Source organism: Haloferax litoreum, assembly GCF_009674605.1.
Lineage (GTDB): Archaea > Halobacteriota > Halobacteria > Halobacteriales > Haloferacaceae > Haloferax > Haloferax litoreum.
Window position 1 is genome coordinate 1002939 of sequence record NZ_WKJO01000001.1, and the last position, 16509, is coordinate 1019447.

Annotated in this window: 15 protein-coding genes and 1 tRNA gene; 9 read left to right on the plus strand and 7 right to left on the minus strand. The window is 62.4% G+C overall.

Annotated elements, in window-relative coordinates; all coding sequences use genetic code 11:
• Both GJR96_RS18600 and GJR96_RS05235 read right to left on the minus strand, forming a co-directional pair.
• Complete coding sequence (locus GJR96_RS18600) at window positions 1-87, minus strand: hypothetical protein (protein ID WP_449271782.1); 87 nt, start codon at window positions 85-87, stop codon at window positions 1-3.
• A 151-nt stretch (window positions 88-238) separates the two neighbouring features.
• On the minus strand, window positions 239-484 hold the full coding sequence (locus GJR96_RS05235; protein ID WP_151161969.1) for a ferredoxin: 246 nt from the start codon (window positions 482-484) through the stop codon (window positions 239-241).
• 78 nt (window positions 485-562) lie between these two features.
• Between GJR96_RS05235 and GJR96_RS05240 the strand changes: the two genes are divergently transcribed.
• On the plus strand, window positions 563-2998 hold the full coding sequence (locus tag GJR96_RS05240) for an ATP-dependent DNA helicase (protein WP_151161970.1): 2436 nt from the start codon (window positions 563-565) through the stop codon (window positions 2996-2998).
• Window positions 2995-3489 carry a KEOPS complex subunit Cgi121 gene (cgi121, locus tag GJR96_RS05245; protein ID WP_151161971.1) on the plus strand — a complete coding sequence of 165 codons (495 nt, stop codon included), beginning with the start codon at window positions 2995-2997 and terminating at the stop codon, window positions 3487-3489. The genes GJR96_RS05240 and cgi121 overlap by 4 nt, the downstream gene beginning before the upstream one ends.
• 155 nt (window positions 3490-3644) lie before the next feature.
• Here cgi121 and GJR96_RS05250 read toward each other — a convergent pair.
• A tRNA-Gln gene (locus GJR96_RS05250) sits at window positions 3645-3717 on the minus strand.
• A gap of 132 nt (window positions 3718-3849) precedes the next feature.
• On the opposite strand from GJR96_RS05250, the gene GJR96_RS05255 reads away from it, so the two are divergent.
• Together GJR96_RS05255 and GJR96_RS05260 are read left to right on the plus strand one after the other, a co-directional pair.
• Entirely contained in the window at window positions 3850-4422 is a 573-nt protein-coding gene (locus tag GJR96_RS05255; protein ID WP_151161972.1) for an IMP cyclohydrolase, read from the plus strand.
• A 69-nt stretch (window positions 4423-4491) separates the two neighbouring features.
• Window positions 4492-5151: a metallophosphoesterase family protein gene (locus tag GJR96_RS05260; protein ID WP_151161973.1), complete on the plus strand. Its 660-nt coding sequence runs from the start codon at window positions 4492-4494 to the stop codon at window positions 5149-5151.
• A gap of 33 nt (window positions 5152-5184) precedes the next feature.
• On the opposite strand, the gene GJR96_RS05265 is transcribed toward GJR96_RS05260, so the two are convergent.
• Together GJR96_RS05265 and GJR96_RS05270 are read right to left on the minus strand one after the other, a co-directional pair.
• A complete protein-coding gene (locus GJR96_RS05265; RefSeq protein ID WP_151161974.1) occupies window positions 5185-6531 on the minus strand; it encodes a tryptophanase in 1347 nt (448 codons plus the stop codon).
• A 273-nt stretch (window positions 6532-6804) separates the two neighbouring features.
• Window positions 6805-7983 carry an aspartate kinase gene (locus GJR96_RS05270; RefSeq protein WP_151161975.1) on the minus strand — a complete coding sequence of 393 codons (1179 nt, stop codon included), beginning with the start codon at window positions 7981-7983 and terminating at the stop codon, window positions 6805-6807.
• A 185-nt stretch (window positions 7984-8168) separates the two neighbouring features.
• On the opposite strand from GJR96_RS05270, the gene GJR96_RS05275 reads away from it, so the two are divergent.
• Window positions 8169-8597: a hypothetical protein gene (locus GJR96_RS05275; RefSeq protein ID WP_151161976.1), complete on the plus strand. Its 429-nt coding sequence runs from the start codon at window positions 8169-8171 to the stop codon at window positions 8595-8597.
• Window positions 8598-8694: 97 nt separating this feature from the next.
• Here GJR96_RS05275 and GJR96_RS05280 read toward each other — a convergent pair whose 3' ends face one another.
• Complete coding sequence (locus tag GJR96_RS05280; protein WP_151161977.1) at window positions 8695-10251, minus strand: DNA-directed DNA polymerase II small subunit; 1557 nt, start codon at window positions 10249-10251, stop codon at window positions 8695-8697.
• 145 nt (window positions 10252-10396) lie between these two features.
• Between GJR96_RS05280 and GJR96_RS05285 the strand changes: the two genes are divergently transcribed.
• Window positions 10397-11143, plus strand: coding sequence for a S26 family signal peptidase (locus GJR96_RS05285; RefSeq protein ID WP_225317753.1), 747 nt, complete (start codon window positions 10397-10399; stop codon window positions 11141-11143).
• 51 nt (window positions 11144-11194) lie between these two features.
• Here GJR96_RS05285 and GJR96_RS05290 read toward each other — a convergent pair whose 3' ends face one another.
• On the minus strand, window positions 11195-12796 hold the full coding sequence (locus GJR96_RS05290) for a Cdc6/Cdc18 family protein (protein WP_151161978.1): 1602 nt from the start codon (window positions 12794-12796) through the stop codon (window positions 11195-11197).
• Between the two features lie 1580 nt (window positions 12797-14376).
• On the opposite strand from GJR96_RS05290, the gene GJR96_RS05295 reads away from it, so the two are divergent.
• From GJR96_RS05295 to GJR96_RS05305, 3 genes are read left to right on the plus strand one after another with little or no spacing between them, the layout of a single operon-like run.
• Window positions 14377-15018, plus strand: coding sequence for an Era-like GTP-binding protein (locus GJR96_RS05295; RefSeq protein ID WP_058572979.1), 642 nt, complete (start codon window positions 14377-14379; stop codon window positions 15016-15018).
• 6 nt (window positions 15019-15024) lie between these two features.
• Window positions 15025-15417 carry a DUF2073 domain-containing protein gene (locus tag GJR96_RS05300; RefSeq protein ID WP_058572980.1) on the plus strand — a complete coding sequence of 131 codons (393 nt, stop codon included), beginning with the start codon at window positions 15025-15027 and terminating at the stop codon, window positions 15415-15417.
• A 49-nt stretch (window positions 15418-15466) separates the two neighbouring features.
• Window positions 15467-16471, plus strand: coding sequence for a Zn-ribbon domain-containing protein (locus GJR96_RS05305; RefSeq protein WP_151161979.1), 1005 nt, complete (start codon window positions 15467-15469; stop codon window positions 16469-16471).
• Window positions 16472-16509 lie beyond the last annotated feature (38 nt).

Below are 16509 nucleotides of genomic sequence, written 5' to 3' on the forward strand. Positions count from 1 at the left end.
TCAGGCGAGGCTCATACCGACGAACACGACGGCCAGGAGGGCCGACACGCCGATGGTACCGAGCACGATTTTCGTCGCTTGGCTCATAGTGGCACGGTTACTGCCCCCTGCGCTTAAACCCTTACAGTCTGTCGTCGGGCGAATCTCCAGTCGAAACGAAGGGGTTCGGGGACAGTCACCACGGACATCTCTCTCACAGTTCAGCGGTCTCACAAGAGAATGCGCCCGGCCGGCGTCGTCAGGGGACGAGTTGCTCGCCGTCGTCGTCGACGATGCGGATGGCTTCGACGGGACAGACGCGGGCGGCGAACTTCGCGTCGAACTCGGCGTCTTCGGGAATCTCGCGGACGAACACGCCGTCGTCGGTCTCTTCTGCGCCGTCGAGGTCGGCCTTCCCGTCGTCGAGGTTCTTCTGGAACGCGTCCCACTCGTCGACACACTGGAAGATACCGATGCAGGTGTCACGGTCGTACTCGACTCTCATATCGCCACCTTCCGCCGGGCCGTACATAGCCCTGCCGACCCGATGGCTTAAACCGAAGGACGGCCCAACTGGGATGCAATGCGAACAGCGGACCTGACGGGCCTGCCAGCGGGTGTTTCCGAGGCCCTCCACGACGAGGGCATCGAGGAACTGTACCCGCCGCAGGCCGAGGCCGTCGAGGCCGGCCTGACCGACGGCGAGAGCCTCGTCGCCGCCGTCCCGACGGCGAGCGGAAAGACACTCATCGCCGAACTCGCGATGCTGTCGAGCGTCGCTCGCGGCGGGAAGGCACTCTACATCGTCCCGCTCAGAGCGCTCGCTTCGGAGAAGAAAGCCGAGTTCGAACGCTGGGAGGAGTACGGCATCGACGTGGGCGTCTCGACGGGGAACTACGAGTCCAGCGGCGAGTGGTTGTCGTCGCGCGATATCATCGTCGCCACCTCGGAGAAGGTGGACTCCCTCGTCCGCAACAACGCGGCGTGGATGGACCAGTTGACGTGCGTCGTCTCCGACGAAGTCCACCTCGTCAACGACCGAAACCGCGGGCCGACGCTCGAAGTGACGCTGGCGAAACTCCGCCGACTCAACCCGAGTCTACAGGTCGTCGCGCTCTCTGCCACCGTCGGCAACGCGGGCGAAGTCGCCGACTGGTTGGACGCCTCGCTCGTCCAGTCCGACTGGCGACCAATCGACCTCAAGATGGGCGTCCACTACGGGAACGCCATCAACTTCGACGACGGGAGTCAGCGAGAGGTACCGGTCGGCCGCGGCGACAGACAGACGCCTGCACTCGTCGCCGACGCCCTCGACGGCGACGACGCCGACGACCAGGGGTCGTCGCTCGTCTTCGTCAACTCGCGGCGAAACGCCGAGTCCGCGGCGCGGCGGATGGCCGACGTGACAGAACAGTACATTACGGGCGACGAACGAGGCGAACTCGCTGAACTCGCCGCCGAGATACGCGACATCTCGGACACCGAAACGTCGGAAGACCTCGCAACAGTGGTCGCCAAGGGTGCGGCGTTCCACCACGCTGGTCTCGCGTCTGAACACCGAACACTGGTCGAAGACGCGTTCCGCGACAGACTCATCAAGTGCATCTGCGCGACGCCGACACTCGCCGCTGGCGTCAACACTCCGAGTCGCCGCGTCGTCGTCCGCGACTGGCAACGCTACGACGGCGACTACGGCGGCATGAAACCCCTCGACGTGCTCGAAGTCCATCAGATGATGGGCCGCGCCGGTCGCCCCGGACTCGACCCCTACGGCGAAGCAGTCCTCCTCGCCAGAGACGCCGACTCGCGGGACGAACTGTTCGAGCGATACATCTGGGCTGACGCGGAAGACGTGCACTCGAAACTCGCCGCCGAACCCGCCCTTCGGACGCACCTACTCGCGACCATCGCGTCCGGGTTCGCCCACACCCGCGAGGGACTCCTCGACTTCCTCGACCAGACGCTCTACGCGACGCAGACCGACGACCCAGCGCGGTTAGAACAGGTGACAGACCGCGTCCTCGACTACCTCGAAATCAACGGATTCATCGAATTCGAAGACGAGACGATTCGGGCGACGCCGGTCGGCCACACTGTCTCGCGCCTCTACCTCGACCCGATGAGCGCCGCTGAGATTATCGACGGCCTCGAATGGGCGGCGAAGCACCGGTCCGAGAAGCTTCGCGCACTCGACGGCGAGACGAAGCCGGAATCAACGCGAGAATCCGACACGAGCGGCGGATTCCAGCGAGCGAGCGAGATGGTCACCGCCGGCGGAGACGGCGAGAACGGGTCGGACGACGAGTTCGAGTCTGACCGCACGTACCCGACGCCGCTCGGTCTCTACCACCTCGTCTGCCGGACACCGGACATGTACCAACTCTACCTGAAGTCCGGTGACCGAGAGACGTACACCGAACTGTGCTACGAGCGTGAACCCGAGTTCCTCGGCCGCGTCCCGTCGGAGTACGAGGACGTCGCCTTCGAAGACTGGCTTTCGGCGCTCAAGACGGCGCGACTCCTCGAAGACTGGGTCAGCGAGACCGACGAAGACAGAATCACGGAGCGCTACGGCGTCGGCCCCGGCGACATTCGTGGGAAAGTCGAGACGGCGGAGTGGTTGCTCGGTGCCGCTGAACGCCTCGCCAGCGAACTCGACCTCGACGCCGTCTACGCGGTTCGTGAGGCCAAGAAACGCGTCGAGTACGGTGTCCGCGAAGAACTGCTCGACCTCGCTGGGGTCCGCGGCGTCGGCCGAAAGCGTGCCCGGCGACTGTTCGAAGCAGGTGTCGAGACGCGTGCCGACCTCAGAGAGGCGGACAAGTCGCGCATCCTCGCCGCACTCCGCGGGCGACGAAAAACAGCCGAGAACATCCTCGAAGCGGCGGGTCGGAAGGACCCCTCGATGGACGACGTCGACGAGTCGGACGCGCCGGACGACGCCGTCCCCGACGACACTGGGTTCGAAACGGCGAAAGACCGGGCCGACCAACAGGCCAGTCTGGGTGATTTCGAATGAGAGTCCTCGAAGCAGAAGCGACCGTCTCGGACCTCGACGCGTTCATCGCCACGGTCGGCGAGATATCCGACGAGACGGGCGCGACGATTCAGGCGTTCGACGCTCGGTTCGTCGTCGGCCGCGGCCACCTCGAACGGGCGGTCGAACTCGCCGACCGCGCCATCGCCCGTGGGAACGAAATCGCACGGGACCGTGCCGTCGAGTTCATCCTCTACGCCAGCGGTCGCCGGCAAATCAACCGCGCGTTCGAGATGGGCGTCTCCGAGGGGACACACCCCGTCGTGATTGTCGTCGACGGCGGCGACGAGACGGACGCAGAGACGGCGCTCTTCGACCGTCTGGACCTCGAACGGATGGGGACGCTCGACGACTACGACCGAGAACTCGTCTGCGACTTCTTCGACATCGGCGACGCCGAACTCGCCGCCGCAGACGACGACATCCCAGCACTCGTCACCGAACGTGTTGCGCTCCTCACCGTGGACCGCTGAGGCGCTGGGAGAGGTCTTTTCGGATTAGAATCGACCGCAGTCGTGCGATTATTCCACACGAAATGAACCCCTTCAGATTCTGAAAGGTACCCCTTTGTTTCAAGTGGAGACGAGGGGGCGACGGGTCGCCCTGTCAGGTGTAAAACACAGAGAAGTAGTCCCACCAGGATTCGAACCTGGGTCGTTGCCCCCAGAAGGCAACAGGATTGGCCACTACCCCATGGGACTTCGCATCACTTCGTACTTCACGAGTATTTGTAAACGTTGCGTGTCGGGGTTTCAGTGCCAATTGTTCGCACACGGTCGGATAGACGTGCATAAACCGCCACCTATTTGCCCTCGTTCTATCCATTGTCGTGTATGTACGTCGGACGATTCGTCGTCGTCGGTCCCGGAATCGGTGCCTACCGCGTCTCCTCTCGGTCCTTCCCGAATCGACAGGTCGTCGAACGGGACGGGACCCTGACCGTCGGGCCGACGCCCGACGCCCCGGAGACTGACAACCCCTACATCGCCTACAACTGTGTCCGCGAGGGCGGCGACTACGTCGTCGTCGGCAACGGGTCGCAGGTCGACCCCATCGCGGAGAAACTCGACATGGGCTACACGCCCCGTGACGCCCTCGCGGAGATTCTCCTCGCACTCGACTACGAGAAAGACGACTACAACACGCCGCGCATCGCCGGCGTCGTCGGCGCAGACGAAGCCTACATCGGCATCGTCCGCAAGGACGCCCTCGTCGTCGAGGAAGTCGACGAACCCACTCTCGTCGCAACCTACGAAGAAGACGACCCCCGAGCGTTCGACCTGACCGCAGAGAGTGCCGCGGACGCCGCCCGCGAACTCTACGACCACGAGTTCGAACACGCCGTCTGTGCCGCCGCGGCAACCGTCAGTGACTCGGTGGAAACCGCCTACTACAACGGCGAGTAAGAGAGACAGCCAACGACCGGCTTCCAGCCCGGCCACCAACTTTTCACTCACGCGACCGTACTCTTAGCCATGCGTCTGGGCGTCATTTCGGACGTGCACGGGAACCAGCCAGCACTCGACGCTGTTCTGTCGGACATGCCACGCGTCGAGTACGTCGTCTGTGCCGGCGACGTGGTCGGATACAATCCGTGGCCCGACGAGTGTGTAACCGAACTCGCGGAGCGTTCGGTCCCGACCGTCTCGGGGAATCACGACCGAGCGGTGACCGCCGGGACCGGCTTTCGGTTCAACAGTCTCGCCGCCGCAGGCGTCGACTTCGCCCGGGACGAACTCTCCCCAGAGTCACTCGACTGGTTGACGTCGCTGCCGAAGACACGGACTGTCGCCGATGGGCACGTCAAACTCGTTCACGGCCACCCCGAGGACCCCGACCGCTACACGTACCCTGACGATTTCTCGCCAAGTCTCCTCTCGGGTGAAGACCTCCTCGTCATGGGCCACACCCACGTCCAAGACCACGCCGTCTACGACGACGGTATCGTCCTCAACCCGGGGAGCGTCGGCCAACCTCGCGACGGCGACCCGCGGGCGGCCTACACCGTCGTCGACCTCGACGCGATGTCCGTGGACGAACACCGCGTCGGGTACGATGTCGACCGTGTGGCCGAACGCGTCACCGAGGTCGGCCTGCCGGAACGAATCGCCACTCGTCTCTACGAAGGGCGGTAGAGCGCAAAAGAAAGCGGACTGCCGTCTCTCGACTCAGTTCGAGACGGGTTCGAGTCTCGCCGAGAAGTGCCGGAGTTCCTTCATCGGCGGTTCCTCGACGATTTCGAGGCCGCGGTACTCTTCGGCCGTCTCCATGACCGTCGCCGCCGTCTCGGCGATGTGTTCGAGGTGTTCGTAACTGTAGGTTCGCCGCGGAAGCGCCAGACGGACGAGGTCCGGGCGGTCGGTGCCGGGGAACGCGAACCCACCGAGTTCGACGCCGCGGACGCCGCCTTCACGGTAGAGCGCACAGACGAGTTCCTGCCCGGGGTACTGGTCTTTCGGGATGTGCGGGAATATCTCGCCGGCGTCGAGGTAGACAGCGTGGCCACCCGTCGGAAGGTAGACAGGGACGCCTTCCTCGGAGAGCAAGTCGCCGAGTTCGGCCACTTGTTCGACTCGGTCGCTGACGTACGGCGGCGAGACTGCTTCGCGCAGGCCGACGGCCATCGCCTCGATGTCGCGACCCGAGAGACCACCGTAGGTGGGGAACCCTTCGAAGAGAATCGCGCGCTGTTTGGCGTGCTCGAAGGTGGTCTCGTCGCGCATCGCAGTGAACCCGCCGATGTTGACGAGGGCGTCTTTCTTCCCGGACATGGTGATTGCGTCGGCGTGGGCGAACTGTTCGCGGGCGATTTCTGCGACCGACTGGTCTTCGTAGCCCGCTTCGTGTTCCTTGATGAAGTGGGCGTTCTCGGCGAACCGGCAGGCGTCGATGACGAACAGTGCATCGATGTCACGGGCGAACTCGGCGACGGCGCGGATGTTCGCCATCGAGACGGGTTGGCCGGCGACGGAGTTGTTCGTAATCGTCTGGACGACGACCGGAATCGCGTCTTCGCCGACTTCCTCGACGAGGGCGTACCCCGCGTCGATGTCGAAGTTCCCCTTGAACTTCTCGTTCGAGTTGGGGTCACGGGCGGCAGGCGACGGGCAATCGACGGGTTCGGCACCCTGATTGACGACGTGTGCCCGCGTCGTGTCGAAGTGCGAGTTGTTCGGCACCACGTCGCCTTCTTCGAGAAGGACGCCGTAGAGGACGTTCTCGGCACCACGGCCCTGATGCGTCGGGATGACGTACTCGAATCCCATCACGTCGCGGACGGACTCGGCGAGTCGGGCGAACGATTCGCTCCCGGCGTACGCTTCGTCGCCGCGAATCATGGCGGCCCACTGCTCGGCCGACATGGTTCCCGTCCCAGAATCAGTGAGTAAGTCGATGTAGACGTCGCGAGCGTCGAGATTGAATACGTTGTACCCTGCCCGTTCGAGGGCGGCCTCTCGTTCCTCGCGAGAGGGAAGTTCGATGGGTTCGACCATCTTTGCTTTGTACGAGCGCATACCCCGACACACGCCTGCGAATGTGAAGAATCGTATAGGCGGAAAAGCGAGGGACGGAGCGCGTTTCTCGGCGTTCGTGGACGAGAGTGTACATCGGTGTGGGCGCCGCTGTGAGCGTCGTTTGCCACCCGGAGAATGCGCGCAAACACCCCCAACTATCACTCACTCCGTGGCCGCGTCGCTACGGTCGAACTGCCGCCAAACGGAACCCGGGAGGGAACCACGGGTCGAACGTCCAGACGGACGCGCCGTGGACGGTACAGAACTGCTGCGTTAGAATTCCTGCTGGATGATTTTGAGTGTGTCTTCGCGGTCGTCCCACGCGACGAAGACAGCGACGGACGTCGCAGACGTGATGACGTCGTGGATGTTGATGCCGGCGTCGGCAATCGGTTGGACGATGTCGAGGATGACACCCGGTCGGTTCGGCAGTTCGCCGCCCGTGACGCGGATGACGGCGATGTCGTCTTCGACGGTGACCGACGAGAGTGCGTCGTCGGAGACGACCCGGTCGTGCAGGACTGCCTCGGCCTGATTGGCGTCGTCTTCGAGGACGTAGAACGTGATGGAGTCCATCCCGGAGGCGACCGAATCGACGTTGATTTCCTCGTCGCGGAGGGCGACAGAGAGGTCTGCGAGGATTCCCGGCCGGTTGCGAATCGCCCGGCCCGCGACGGTGAGACACGCCAGCGGTTCTTCCTGCATGTCGATGAGGTTGTGGAACTCGCCTTCGATGAGCGTTCCGCCGGTGAGTAGGTCACCGTGTTGGTAGTGGACGACGCGAACGTCGAGTGCTTCGTCCTTGTAGGAGAGCGCAGAGGGTGCGACGACTTCGGCACCGCGGAACGAGAGGTTCCGGAGTTCGTCGACGGTGATGCGGCCGACGTTCCGCGCGCCCTCGACGACGCGCGGGTCGCCGGTCATGACGCCTTCGACGTCGGTCACGATGACGACTTCGTCGGCGTCCATGTACTTCCCGAGCATGACGGCGGTGGTGTCGGACCCGCCACGACCGAGCGTCGTAATCTCGCCGGCGTGGTTCTGTGCGAGGAACCCCGTGATGACCGGGACGACGCCGTCTAACTCCTCGGCGAGTTTGGCGGCGCGTCGCTGGGTCTCTTCGACGTCGACTTCGCCGAGGTCGTTCGTGATGACCGGCCAGTCGTCGGCACCGGGTTCGACGAACAGGGCGTCGACTCCACGGGAAGCGAGGGCCGCCTTCAGCATCCGAACACTCGTCCGTTCGCCCATCGAGACGATTTCGGCCCGGTCCCTATCGTCTGCGTCGAACTGAATCTCGTCGAGCAAGTCGTCGGTCGTCGACCCCATCGCGGAGGCGACGACGGCGATTTCGTGGCCCTTCTCCACGGCCGCCGCGATGGAATCTGCGGCGCGGTTGATGCGGTCACCGCTCCCGAGCGAGGTGCCGCCGAACTTTGCGACTACGCGCATCGTTCCTCCGAATCGTGGTGCTTCGACGCTTGGTGCTCAATCATGCGAGGGGCTAACGCGGGGGGACGTATAACTATGTCCTCTTTTTCAACCGTTGCCGACATCCCGAAATCCGGTGGCGAGAGGGCCCTTATCCACCGTCTCTCGGTACGGAGGTTTATGAACGAAGGAGCGGAACGTTCACTATGGAAGTCAGAGACGCCGTCGACTCCGACGCCGAAGCGCTCGCCGCCGTCGCGAACGCGCCGAGCAGAGCGATGCGTCGGTTGATACGCGACCGAACCGTTCGGGTCGCCACGGAGGACGCCGGTTCCGACCCGAACGTGGACGCGCCGGCGGCAGTCGAACCGATTCTCGGGTTCGTCGGGTTCGACGTGCAAGAGGGCGTCGTCCACGTGACTCGCCTCGACGGTACGGAAGCGGCGGTGCGCCGCCTCCTCGAAGAACCACTCCGATTCGCGAGTGTAGAGGGCCTTCCGGTGGAAGTCCTCGTCGTCGAGTCCGAACCAGCGCTTCGCGACGCGGTGACGAACGCCGGATTCGAGCAAGTTGGCGACGGCCCACGGTTCGACGGCTATCCGACGGCCCGGTATCGGTACACCGAGACGGCGTAATCGACCGTCGAAACCGAGCGTTCGAGTGGAAGCGAAGGGGTCCAGTCGTCGGTGTCGGCGCACCTGTCGAACGCGGCTCCGACGAGAGAATCCAGACTCAGGAGAACTTTCTGACCGTCATGTTCAGCGTGTCGAGGTCCACGATAGGCGCGTACCCCGAGTCGGGGTCGATGTTGACGGACTTCTGGAAGTCGGTCTGTGACTGCCAGCACCCGGAGTTGACCGCGAGGACGTTGTGGTACTTGCCCCACCCGAGTTTGTGGACGTGGCCGGTGTGGAAGATGTCCGGCACCTGCTCCATGACGAGGTAGTCGAGTTCCTCGGGCGCGAGGCGCGTGTGGCCACCGAACTGCGGCGCGACGTGGCGCTTCTTCAGCAGTTGGTACATCGCCTTGTGGGGTTCGTCGTAACTCGCCTTCTCCGCGGGGAGTTCGGCGATAACCTCGTCCAGCGAGACGCCGTGGTACATGAGGATGTTGACGCCTTCGAGCGTGACCATCGAGGGGTTGCTCGTGATTGTGGCGTCGTGCGCAGACATGATGTCGCGGAGTTCGTCGTCGAATCCGGGTTGCGGTTCCGCGAGGCGAACCGCGTCGTGGTTGCCGGGAATCATCACGATGTCGAGGTCACCGGGGACGGACTTGAGGTGCTCTGAGAACGCCTCGTACTGGTCGTAAATGTCGATGACGTCGAGTTCTTCGTCCTGATTCGGGTAGACACCCACTCCTTCGACCATGTCGCCGGCGATGAGGAGGTACTCGATGTTCGCCGCCTCTTCTGTGTGTAGCCAATCGGCGAACCGGTCCCACGCTTCCGCCATGAACTCCTGACTGCCGACGTGCACGTCGGAGATGAGCGCCGCCTGCACGTGGCGGTCCGCGGTGTTCGGCTTGTGACCACGGGGAACGTCCGGGAAGTGCATCGAGTCGACGAAGAGGATACCTGCGTCTCCAGAGAGCGTCCCCTGAACCGCGATGCACTCGTCCATGAGGAGTTCGTCGACGTACGCAGCGATGTCCTTGTCCTTCATCACGAGACACGGGAACGTCCCCGTCGTGTCTTCGAGTTCGACAATCCAGTGACCGCTCTTGGTCGAGCGAACGTCGTTGACGAGGCCGACGAGTTCTGCGTCCTCGCCGCCGGACATCTTGGAGATGGCCTTGGCCGGGCGGTGGTTGACGCGCCCGCGGAGCATCTTCGAGAGTTTCTCGTACCGGTCGCGGAACACCTTCACGAAGTCGTCGTACTCGCCGGTTCCAGTCGACTGGCCGGTCATGTCGTTCGCAATTTCGAGTGACCGGAGCGCCGGGTCCGTGTTACGTCCGCTCCACGACCCCTTCGCTTCAGGTGGAGTTGTATCGCCGACAGGTTCGGTCTCGTCGTTCGATGTTGCAGGGGAAACAGAGGGGTCTCTCTCGGGCGCACCGCTCGTAGGTGCGACCTCGGGCGGGTCCGCCTCGGGTGTAGACGCGAGCACCCCGCGGACGTGGTCGGCAGTGATTCGAAGCGCGTCGTCCGGGGCTGACTCGACGACTTGGGCGAGTGTCACGCCCGGGTCGTCCGACCCAGCGATGAGCGTCACGGCCTCACGTTCTGCGTTGTAGCCGCGACTGACGAGTGCCCGGACGATGCGCGCCGGCGTCTCCAGTGGCACACGGCGAAATCGGCGGAGCGGAGCAAAAAGGGTGCCGAAACCCAGAACGTTGAAACCCAGTCCGGGTAAATTGGGAGTGATGAGTGCCGACGACGGTCCCCCGGTCCCCAAATCTTCACGGGGTGGGTCCGACCCCGACGAAGGGTTGCTCAAGCGACTTCGAACGGCGGAAGACGGCCCACTCCTGTTCATCCGCGAAGCACTGATTAGTGCCTTCGCGGTGCTCGCTGTCGGCTTGTTCCTGTTCGCCGTCAGTGGTGTCTGGCCACCAATGGTCGCTGTCGAGAGCGGCAGCATGGAACCGCACATGCACAAAGGTGACCTCGTGTTCATCACTGGACCGGAGCGATACGCGCCCGACGCGGCAGTCGAAGGCACGTCCGTCGTCACCGCCGAAGTCGGTGCCGACGTCGGCTATCGAACGTTCGGCGGCGACGGTAGCGTCATCGTCTACGACAATCCGGGCGTCGGGGGCCCACCCATCATCCACCGCTCGATGCTGTGGGTCGAAGAGGGTGAAAACTGGTACGACAGGGCCAACCCCGACCACATGTCGGCGAGCAACTGTCAGCAACTCACCCACTGTCCGGCACCCTACGACGGGTTCATCACCAAAGGCGACAACAACGCGCGCTACGACCAGGTGAGCGGTATCAGCGAACCCGTCCGCCCCGAGTGGGTCCAGGGCGTCGCCCGCATCCGCATCCCGTTCCTCGGGTGGGTTCGCCTGACTCTCGCGAGCACCATGTCGACGGCGACACCGGTGACGCCAGTGACTGTCGAACAAGTACCTGCTTCAGTCGTGCAGGCACCTGTTCCAGTCGAACAAGCACTCTCGGCCTCGATGGCCAACGACCCGGTCCACGTCGCCCAGTCGTCGCTGGCAGCGTGAACCGACCGAAAAATCGCTCTCCTCTCTGTGCAGTGTCGTCGTCGCTTCCGCTCAGTTATCGAACCGCGCCTGCACGAACGGTTGGGCGCTCTCGATGTCACCGAGACGCGAGTCCGTGAGTAAGACGGCTTCCGTCTCGTCGATGGGAACGGAGAGGCTGATTTCTTTCGTCCGACCGTAGCGTCCCTTCGAGACGACGACGGCGTTGACGATGCCGAGCATGTCGAGTTCCGAGATGAGGTCCGTGACGCGACGCTGCGTGAGCACGTCGGCGTCTATCTCCTCGCAGAGGCGCTTGTAGATGTTGAACACCTCGCCGGTGTTGATGTTGCGAACACCGTTCTTCTCGAGGAGGATGATAGCGAAGAGGACGATTTTCGACTGCGTGGGTAGCGTCCGGACGACTTCGACGACCCGGTCCAGTTCTATCTTGTCCTGCGCCTGCCGGACGTGTGCCTCTTCGACGGTGTCGGCCTGTCCGCGCTCGGCGAGTTCGCCCGCAGTACGGAGCAAGTCGAGGGCACGGCGGGCGTCACCGTGTTCCTGCGCGGCGAACGCGGCACACAGCGGGATGACGTCGTCGGTCAGCGCGCCGCCTTTGAACGCGACGTCGGCGCGGTGTTGGAGGATGTCTCGAAGTTGGTTGGCGTCGTACGGCGGGAAGACGATTTCTTCCTCGCCGAGACTCGATTTGACCCGCGGGTCGAGGAAGTCAGTGAACTTCAGGTCGTTCGAGATACCCATGATAGAGATACGCGAGTTGTCGAGTTCGGAGTTCATCCGCGAGAGGTTGTAGAGCGTGTCGTCGCCGGATTTCTCGACGAGTTTGTCGATTTCGTCGAGCATGATGACGACCACGCGCTCTTTGTAATCGACGGCGTCGAAGAACGTCGTATACACTCGGTCGGTGGGCCATCCGGTCATCGGCACCGTCTCCATCTCGTCGGCGTCGTTCGAGAGTTCCTCGGCCCGTTCGTCTATCTCTGCAATCGAATCGTAGGGGGTGTCCGCGAGCGCGTTCGGGTCTTCTGTCGCCCGCGTGCGCATCTCGTCGAGACGGTCGAGTTCCGCCTCGATTCGTTCGAAGTTCTTCTCGATGAACTTGTTCGCGAGTTGGGCGAGGACACGATACTGCGTGTCCGTCACCTCGCAGTTGATGTACTCGACTTCACACGGCACGTCGTACTTCTGCGACGTCGATTCGAGTTCCTGACTCACGAACTTCGCGCTCGCAGTCTTTCCGGTCCCGGTCTTCCCGTAGATGAGAATGTTCGACGGCGTCTCCCCCCGTAGCGCAGAGACGAGAATCGTCGCCATCTGGTTGATTTGGTCGGTACGGTGGGGGAGTTCGTGCGGCGTGTACGACGGCCGAAGCACCTCCTTGTTCTCGAATATCGGTTCTCCGGCGAGAAGGTCGTCGAACAACCCTTTCGACTCGTCGTCGTCGTTCAACACAACCTTGTCGAGTCCGACGTCGGGGTCTTTGTGCTGGTCGACGTCGACGTCGTCCTCGTCTGGAACGTCGGCATCGGGGCCGATGCTCGCCTGGATGTCGATATCCTCGGCGGATACGTCGGTCGGTTCTGCGTCCCGTGCAGAACTATCCGCTTCTTCTGCCCGGTGACCACCTTGTGAATTGTCGTCCTCACCCATCGTGAATACCCCTTCGTTTCAATTGGAATGGTCGCCCGAAACGGCCCTGAGAGAGCATGAAACCGGGGATGGCCGGTATCTGCTCGTGAAGCCACAGCAGGCGATTCCAGATGATGCAAAGGAACCAAACGAAGAGTTGGTACAAAAGTCTTACTTCTCCGACTTGTCGGCCACCCGAGCACCCAAAAATCGAGAGACAAGAAGGGTTTCGACAGGAGAGTTTCCGAGTCCGACCTCGCAGAAGACGGTTCTGTCCGTCGGAATCACGTGACGACAGGTTCTGTTCGGGTCGACGTTCGATTCGGTTCGGGCCGACACTCGACGGAACGGCGGACTTACCACAGGCAGGTCACGTATTATCGGCAGTCACTCCCACCTGTCGGTAGGTACTCTCACCAATCGGTAGGTGGTCACCACCGATGTCGACCGTCGCGTAGATGTCGAACGCGGTCTGGATGTCGGACGCACTCGAAAGAGCCCCCACGAACCGATACTCATTCGCGAGTGCGCGAGGCGCAATTTCTCGACGGGAAGTGTCCCGAGACGTGTATGGAGTGACGTTTGGACGAGTGAACAGGGGGGTGGCGTTCGCCCTCCGGCGGGTCAAGCGAGTCGACGAGTCGTTCGTATGGAGCGACTCCGACACGAAAAATCCCGCCCGGTGACCCCTCCATTTCGTGTGGAAACGGACAAGTCGCGCTATCGACAAAATCTGGGAGTAGCAGTGTTCTCGTTGGCGTTTAACCCCTCCATTTCCCCTGCAATTAAGTGTCGATTCTCCAGTTCGACGGGAAACCCCTGGGTCTCGCTTCCCCCACACCCCTTCGTTTCGGGTGGAGACGAGAACAGGTAGGGTAGGGGGTTCGGCGGCTTCTAGAAGAGCATGCTTTTATTATACTGGACTGCGCACCATATCCGTAGTAGATAAAAATGCGTTATTATTAGGTGGGTACAGCCTAGAATTAACAGTCGACCGCCGTCTAGCGGTTCACCCACCCTCCCCCTCTCGTGCCGTTCCACCTGAAACGAAGGGGTGGGGGTGTTCCCCCCGGCCCGTTTCTCGTCCGTCGCCACTCACACTCGTCGAGTTCCGACTCGAGAACCCGTCAGGTCGTCGGTCTGGTTCACTGTTCGACGAAACAGGCTCACTTTCACGCCGTCGTGGGTTACACCCTCTCTTCGTGTCAGTCGACGTTCCAGCGAGACGACCTGCACGTGGACACGGCGTAGATGTACGCTTTACTGGTCCCACCCACGATAAACGTCTACGCTTTACTGGTCCCACCCACGATAAACGTCTGCTACACGTCCGATAAACGTCCAATTATCAGCGTTCGTGTGTGCGCACGGGAACAAGAAGTATACCATCTCCCGAATTACCGGTCTGCACACGAACACAGGGGTGAGACCGGTCGAATCGATGGGTTTCGGGAGGTTCGACCCGAAGAGACGGACACACTCGGTTCTGGTAATTGTATCTGAAACTTGACTAGTGTCTGACGTAGTGCTTAAGTGAGTCCGGTTGGGTGATACCTCCATACGCCCTCCACGACGCGTTCGGGAGGTGCGGGAGGCCCAGGATGGGACTGCTCACAGATCTAAGAGACAGCATCTCACGAGTCGTCGACCGGCTCTTTTCGGAGAGCGAGCCGAAGCGGATCGGAATTTATGGCCCGCCCAACGCCGGGAAGACGACTCTCGCAAATCGTATCGCCCGTGACTGGACCGGTGACGCAATCGGTCCCGAGAGCCACATCCCTCACGAGACCCGTCGCGCCCGACGGAAGGAGAACGTGGAAATCGAACGGAACGGCAAGAAAGTCACCATCGACATCGTCGACACGCCGGGTGTCACGACGAAAGTCGACTACAAGGAGTTCCTCGAACACGACATGGAGAAAGACGACGCAGTCCGTCGGTCCCGCGAGGCGACCGAAGGCGTCGCCGAGGCCATGCACTGGCTCCGCGAGGACGTCGATGGTGTCATCTACGTTCTCGACAGCACCAAAGACCCTATCTCACAGGTCAACACGATGCTCATCGGTATCATCGAGAGTCAGGACCTGCCGGTGCTCATCTTCGCGAACAAGATAGACCTCGAAGAGTCGAACGTCGAGCGCATCACCAACGCGTATCCGCAACACGAGACGGTCGAACTCTCGGCTCTCGAGGGAGAGAACATGGACGAAGTGTACGCAAAAATCGCGGAGTACTTCGCGTGATTCACCATGCCTGAAGCAACGGCCTCCGACAACGGCTCTGGTGGGGTCCAGATAGACCTCTTCAGTGGAAATCGGATGGCAAACCTCACGAGCATGGAGAAGATTCGTCTCATCCTCGACGGCGTTCGCGATGGCAACATCGTCATCCTCGAAGAGGGTCTCTCGCCCGACGAAGAGTCGAAGCTCATCGAAGTGACGATGGCAGAGATTAGCCCCGACGAGTTCAACGGCATCGAAATCGAGACGTATCCGCGCTCACAGACCGCAGACCAGAGTTTCCTCGACCGACTGATGGGTCGGCAATCGACGCAGAAACTCACGGTCATCGGTCCGGCGAACCAGATTCAGACGCTCCACAAAGACGAGAATCTCATCAGCGCGCTCGTCTCACGAAAGTAGGGGGTTCGCAAACGACCAATCACGCGCCATCCGGCGCCCACATCTACCAATGCCACATCAATGCACGACGTGCGGTAAGGTGTTCCCCGACGGCTCGAAAGAGATGCTCTCGGGGTGCCCGAGCTGCGGCGGTAACAAATTTCAGTTCCAACCCGCGTCTAGCGCCGGCGGCACTTCCGCCGACGCCGCGGGGGGCAGTGACGACACTCGTTCGCAGCACGGCGCCGGAACGCGGGACTTGACGTCCTCTGCGGCCGACGCCGTCCGTGAACGAGCGACAGAGACAGACTCCCGTCCCGATACCGGTGACGAGGAAGTAACGGTCAGCGACTGGGTGAACTCCAAGCGAGAGTCTGGAGCACCGGCAGACGCCGCCAGACCTGATTCGTCGCGTGCGTCGTCGACTGACGCGTCGACCGGTCCCGCGAATGGTTCACCGAACGAACCTGCGAGTGATTCACCGAGTGCACCATCTGGTGAGTCGAGTAGCGACGACGCGTCTCGCGGATGGGGCGAGTGGCCCACTGCGCCGAACAGTCCGTCAGAGACCGAACCCGAACCCCCTCGTGGCACCGCCGCACGCGAAGCGACGAGGTCGGAAACAGCAGGGTCGTCGGACCACGCGCCGCACATCCGCGCACGAGAGACGGACGAAGACACCTCTCAGAAGAGCGCTCGAAGCGACGTGGTCACGCCGGAGGAACTCGCTGCTGCCGGTGCGAACCACCGTGAGTCCACCGACCAACCCGAACCCGGTGTCGCTGCGTCAGACCGTAACGAGACGCCAGACGAAGCGTCTGCACGACAGACTGCCCCGCCGGACGTCGACGGGACGACAATCGAACCGTCGTCCGACGAGCGTCCTGACCTCGACCAACTCCGCGAGGAACTCAACGACCAGTTCGAGAGCATCAAGATTGTCAACCCCGGCCAGTACGAACTCAACCTCATGGAACTCTACGACCGAGACGAGTACATCATCTCGCTCCGTGAGGATGGCCGGTACGTCATCGAAGTCCCCGACTCGTGGGGTCCTGGGTCGCGAGAAGACTAACCTGTCACCTTCGCTTCTGGACTCGTCGACTTCGTCCG

What these genes read in the sequence shown, in the direction of transcription:
- GJR96_RS05290 (WP_151161978.1), bottom strand. Translation starts at nt 12,796, where the DNA reads ATGGGTGAGGACGACAATTCACAAGGTGGTCACCGGGCAGAAGAAGCG.
- GJR96_RS05275 (WP_151161976.1), top strand. Translation starts at nt 8,169, where the DNA reads ATGGAAGTCAGAGACGCCGTCGACTCCGACGCCGAAGCGCTCGCCGCC.
- GJR96_RS05300 (WP_058572980.1), top strand. Translation starts at nt 15,025, where the DNA reads ATGCCTGAAGCAACGGCCTCCGACAACGGCTCTGGTGGGGTCCAGATA.
- GJR96_RS05235 (WP_151161969.1), bottom strand. Translation starts at nt 484, where the DNA reads ATGAGAGTCGAGTACGACCGTGACACCTGCATCGGTATCTTCCAGTGT.
- GJR96_RS05265 (WP_151161974.1), bottom strand. Translation starts at nt 6,531, where the DNA reads ATGCGCTCGTACAAAGCAAAGATGGTCGAACCCATCGAACTTCCCTCT.
- GJR96_RS05305 (WP_151161979.1), top strand. Translation starts at nt 15,467, where the DNA reads ATGCCACATCAATGCACGACGTGCGGTAAGGTGTTCCCCGACGGCTCG.
- GJR96_RS05240 (WP_151161970.1), top strand. Translation starts at nt 563, where the DNA reads ATGCGAACAGCGGACCTGACGGGCCTGCCAGCGGGTGTTTCCGAGGCC.
- GJR96_RS05260 (WP_151161973.1), top strand. Translation starts at nt 4,492, where the DNA reads ATGCGTCTGGGCGTCATTTCGGACGTGCACGGGAACCAGCCAGCACTC.
- GJR96_RS05270 (WP_151161975.1), bottom strand. Translation starts at nt 7,983, where the DNA reads ATGCGCGTAGTCGCAAAGTTCGGCGGCACCTCGCTCGGGAGCGGTGAC.
- GJR96_RS18600 (WP_449271782.1), bottom strand. Translation starts at nt 87, where the DNA reads ATGAGCCAAGCGACGAAAATCGTGCTCGGTACCATCGGCGTGTCGGCC.
- cgi121 (WP_151161971.1), top strand. Translation starts at nt 2,995, where the DNA reads ATGAGAGTCCTCGAAGCAGAAGCGACCGTCTCGGACCTCGACGCGTTC.
- GJR96_RS05295 (WP_058572979.1), top strand. Translation starts at nt 14,377, where the DNA reads ATGGGACTGCTCACAGATCTAAGAGACAGCATCTCACGAGTCGTCGAC.
- GJR96_RS05255 (WP_151161972.1), top strand. Translation starts at nt 3,850, where the DNA reads ATGTACGTCGGACGATTCGTCGTCGTCGGTCCCGGAATCGGTGCCTAC.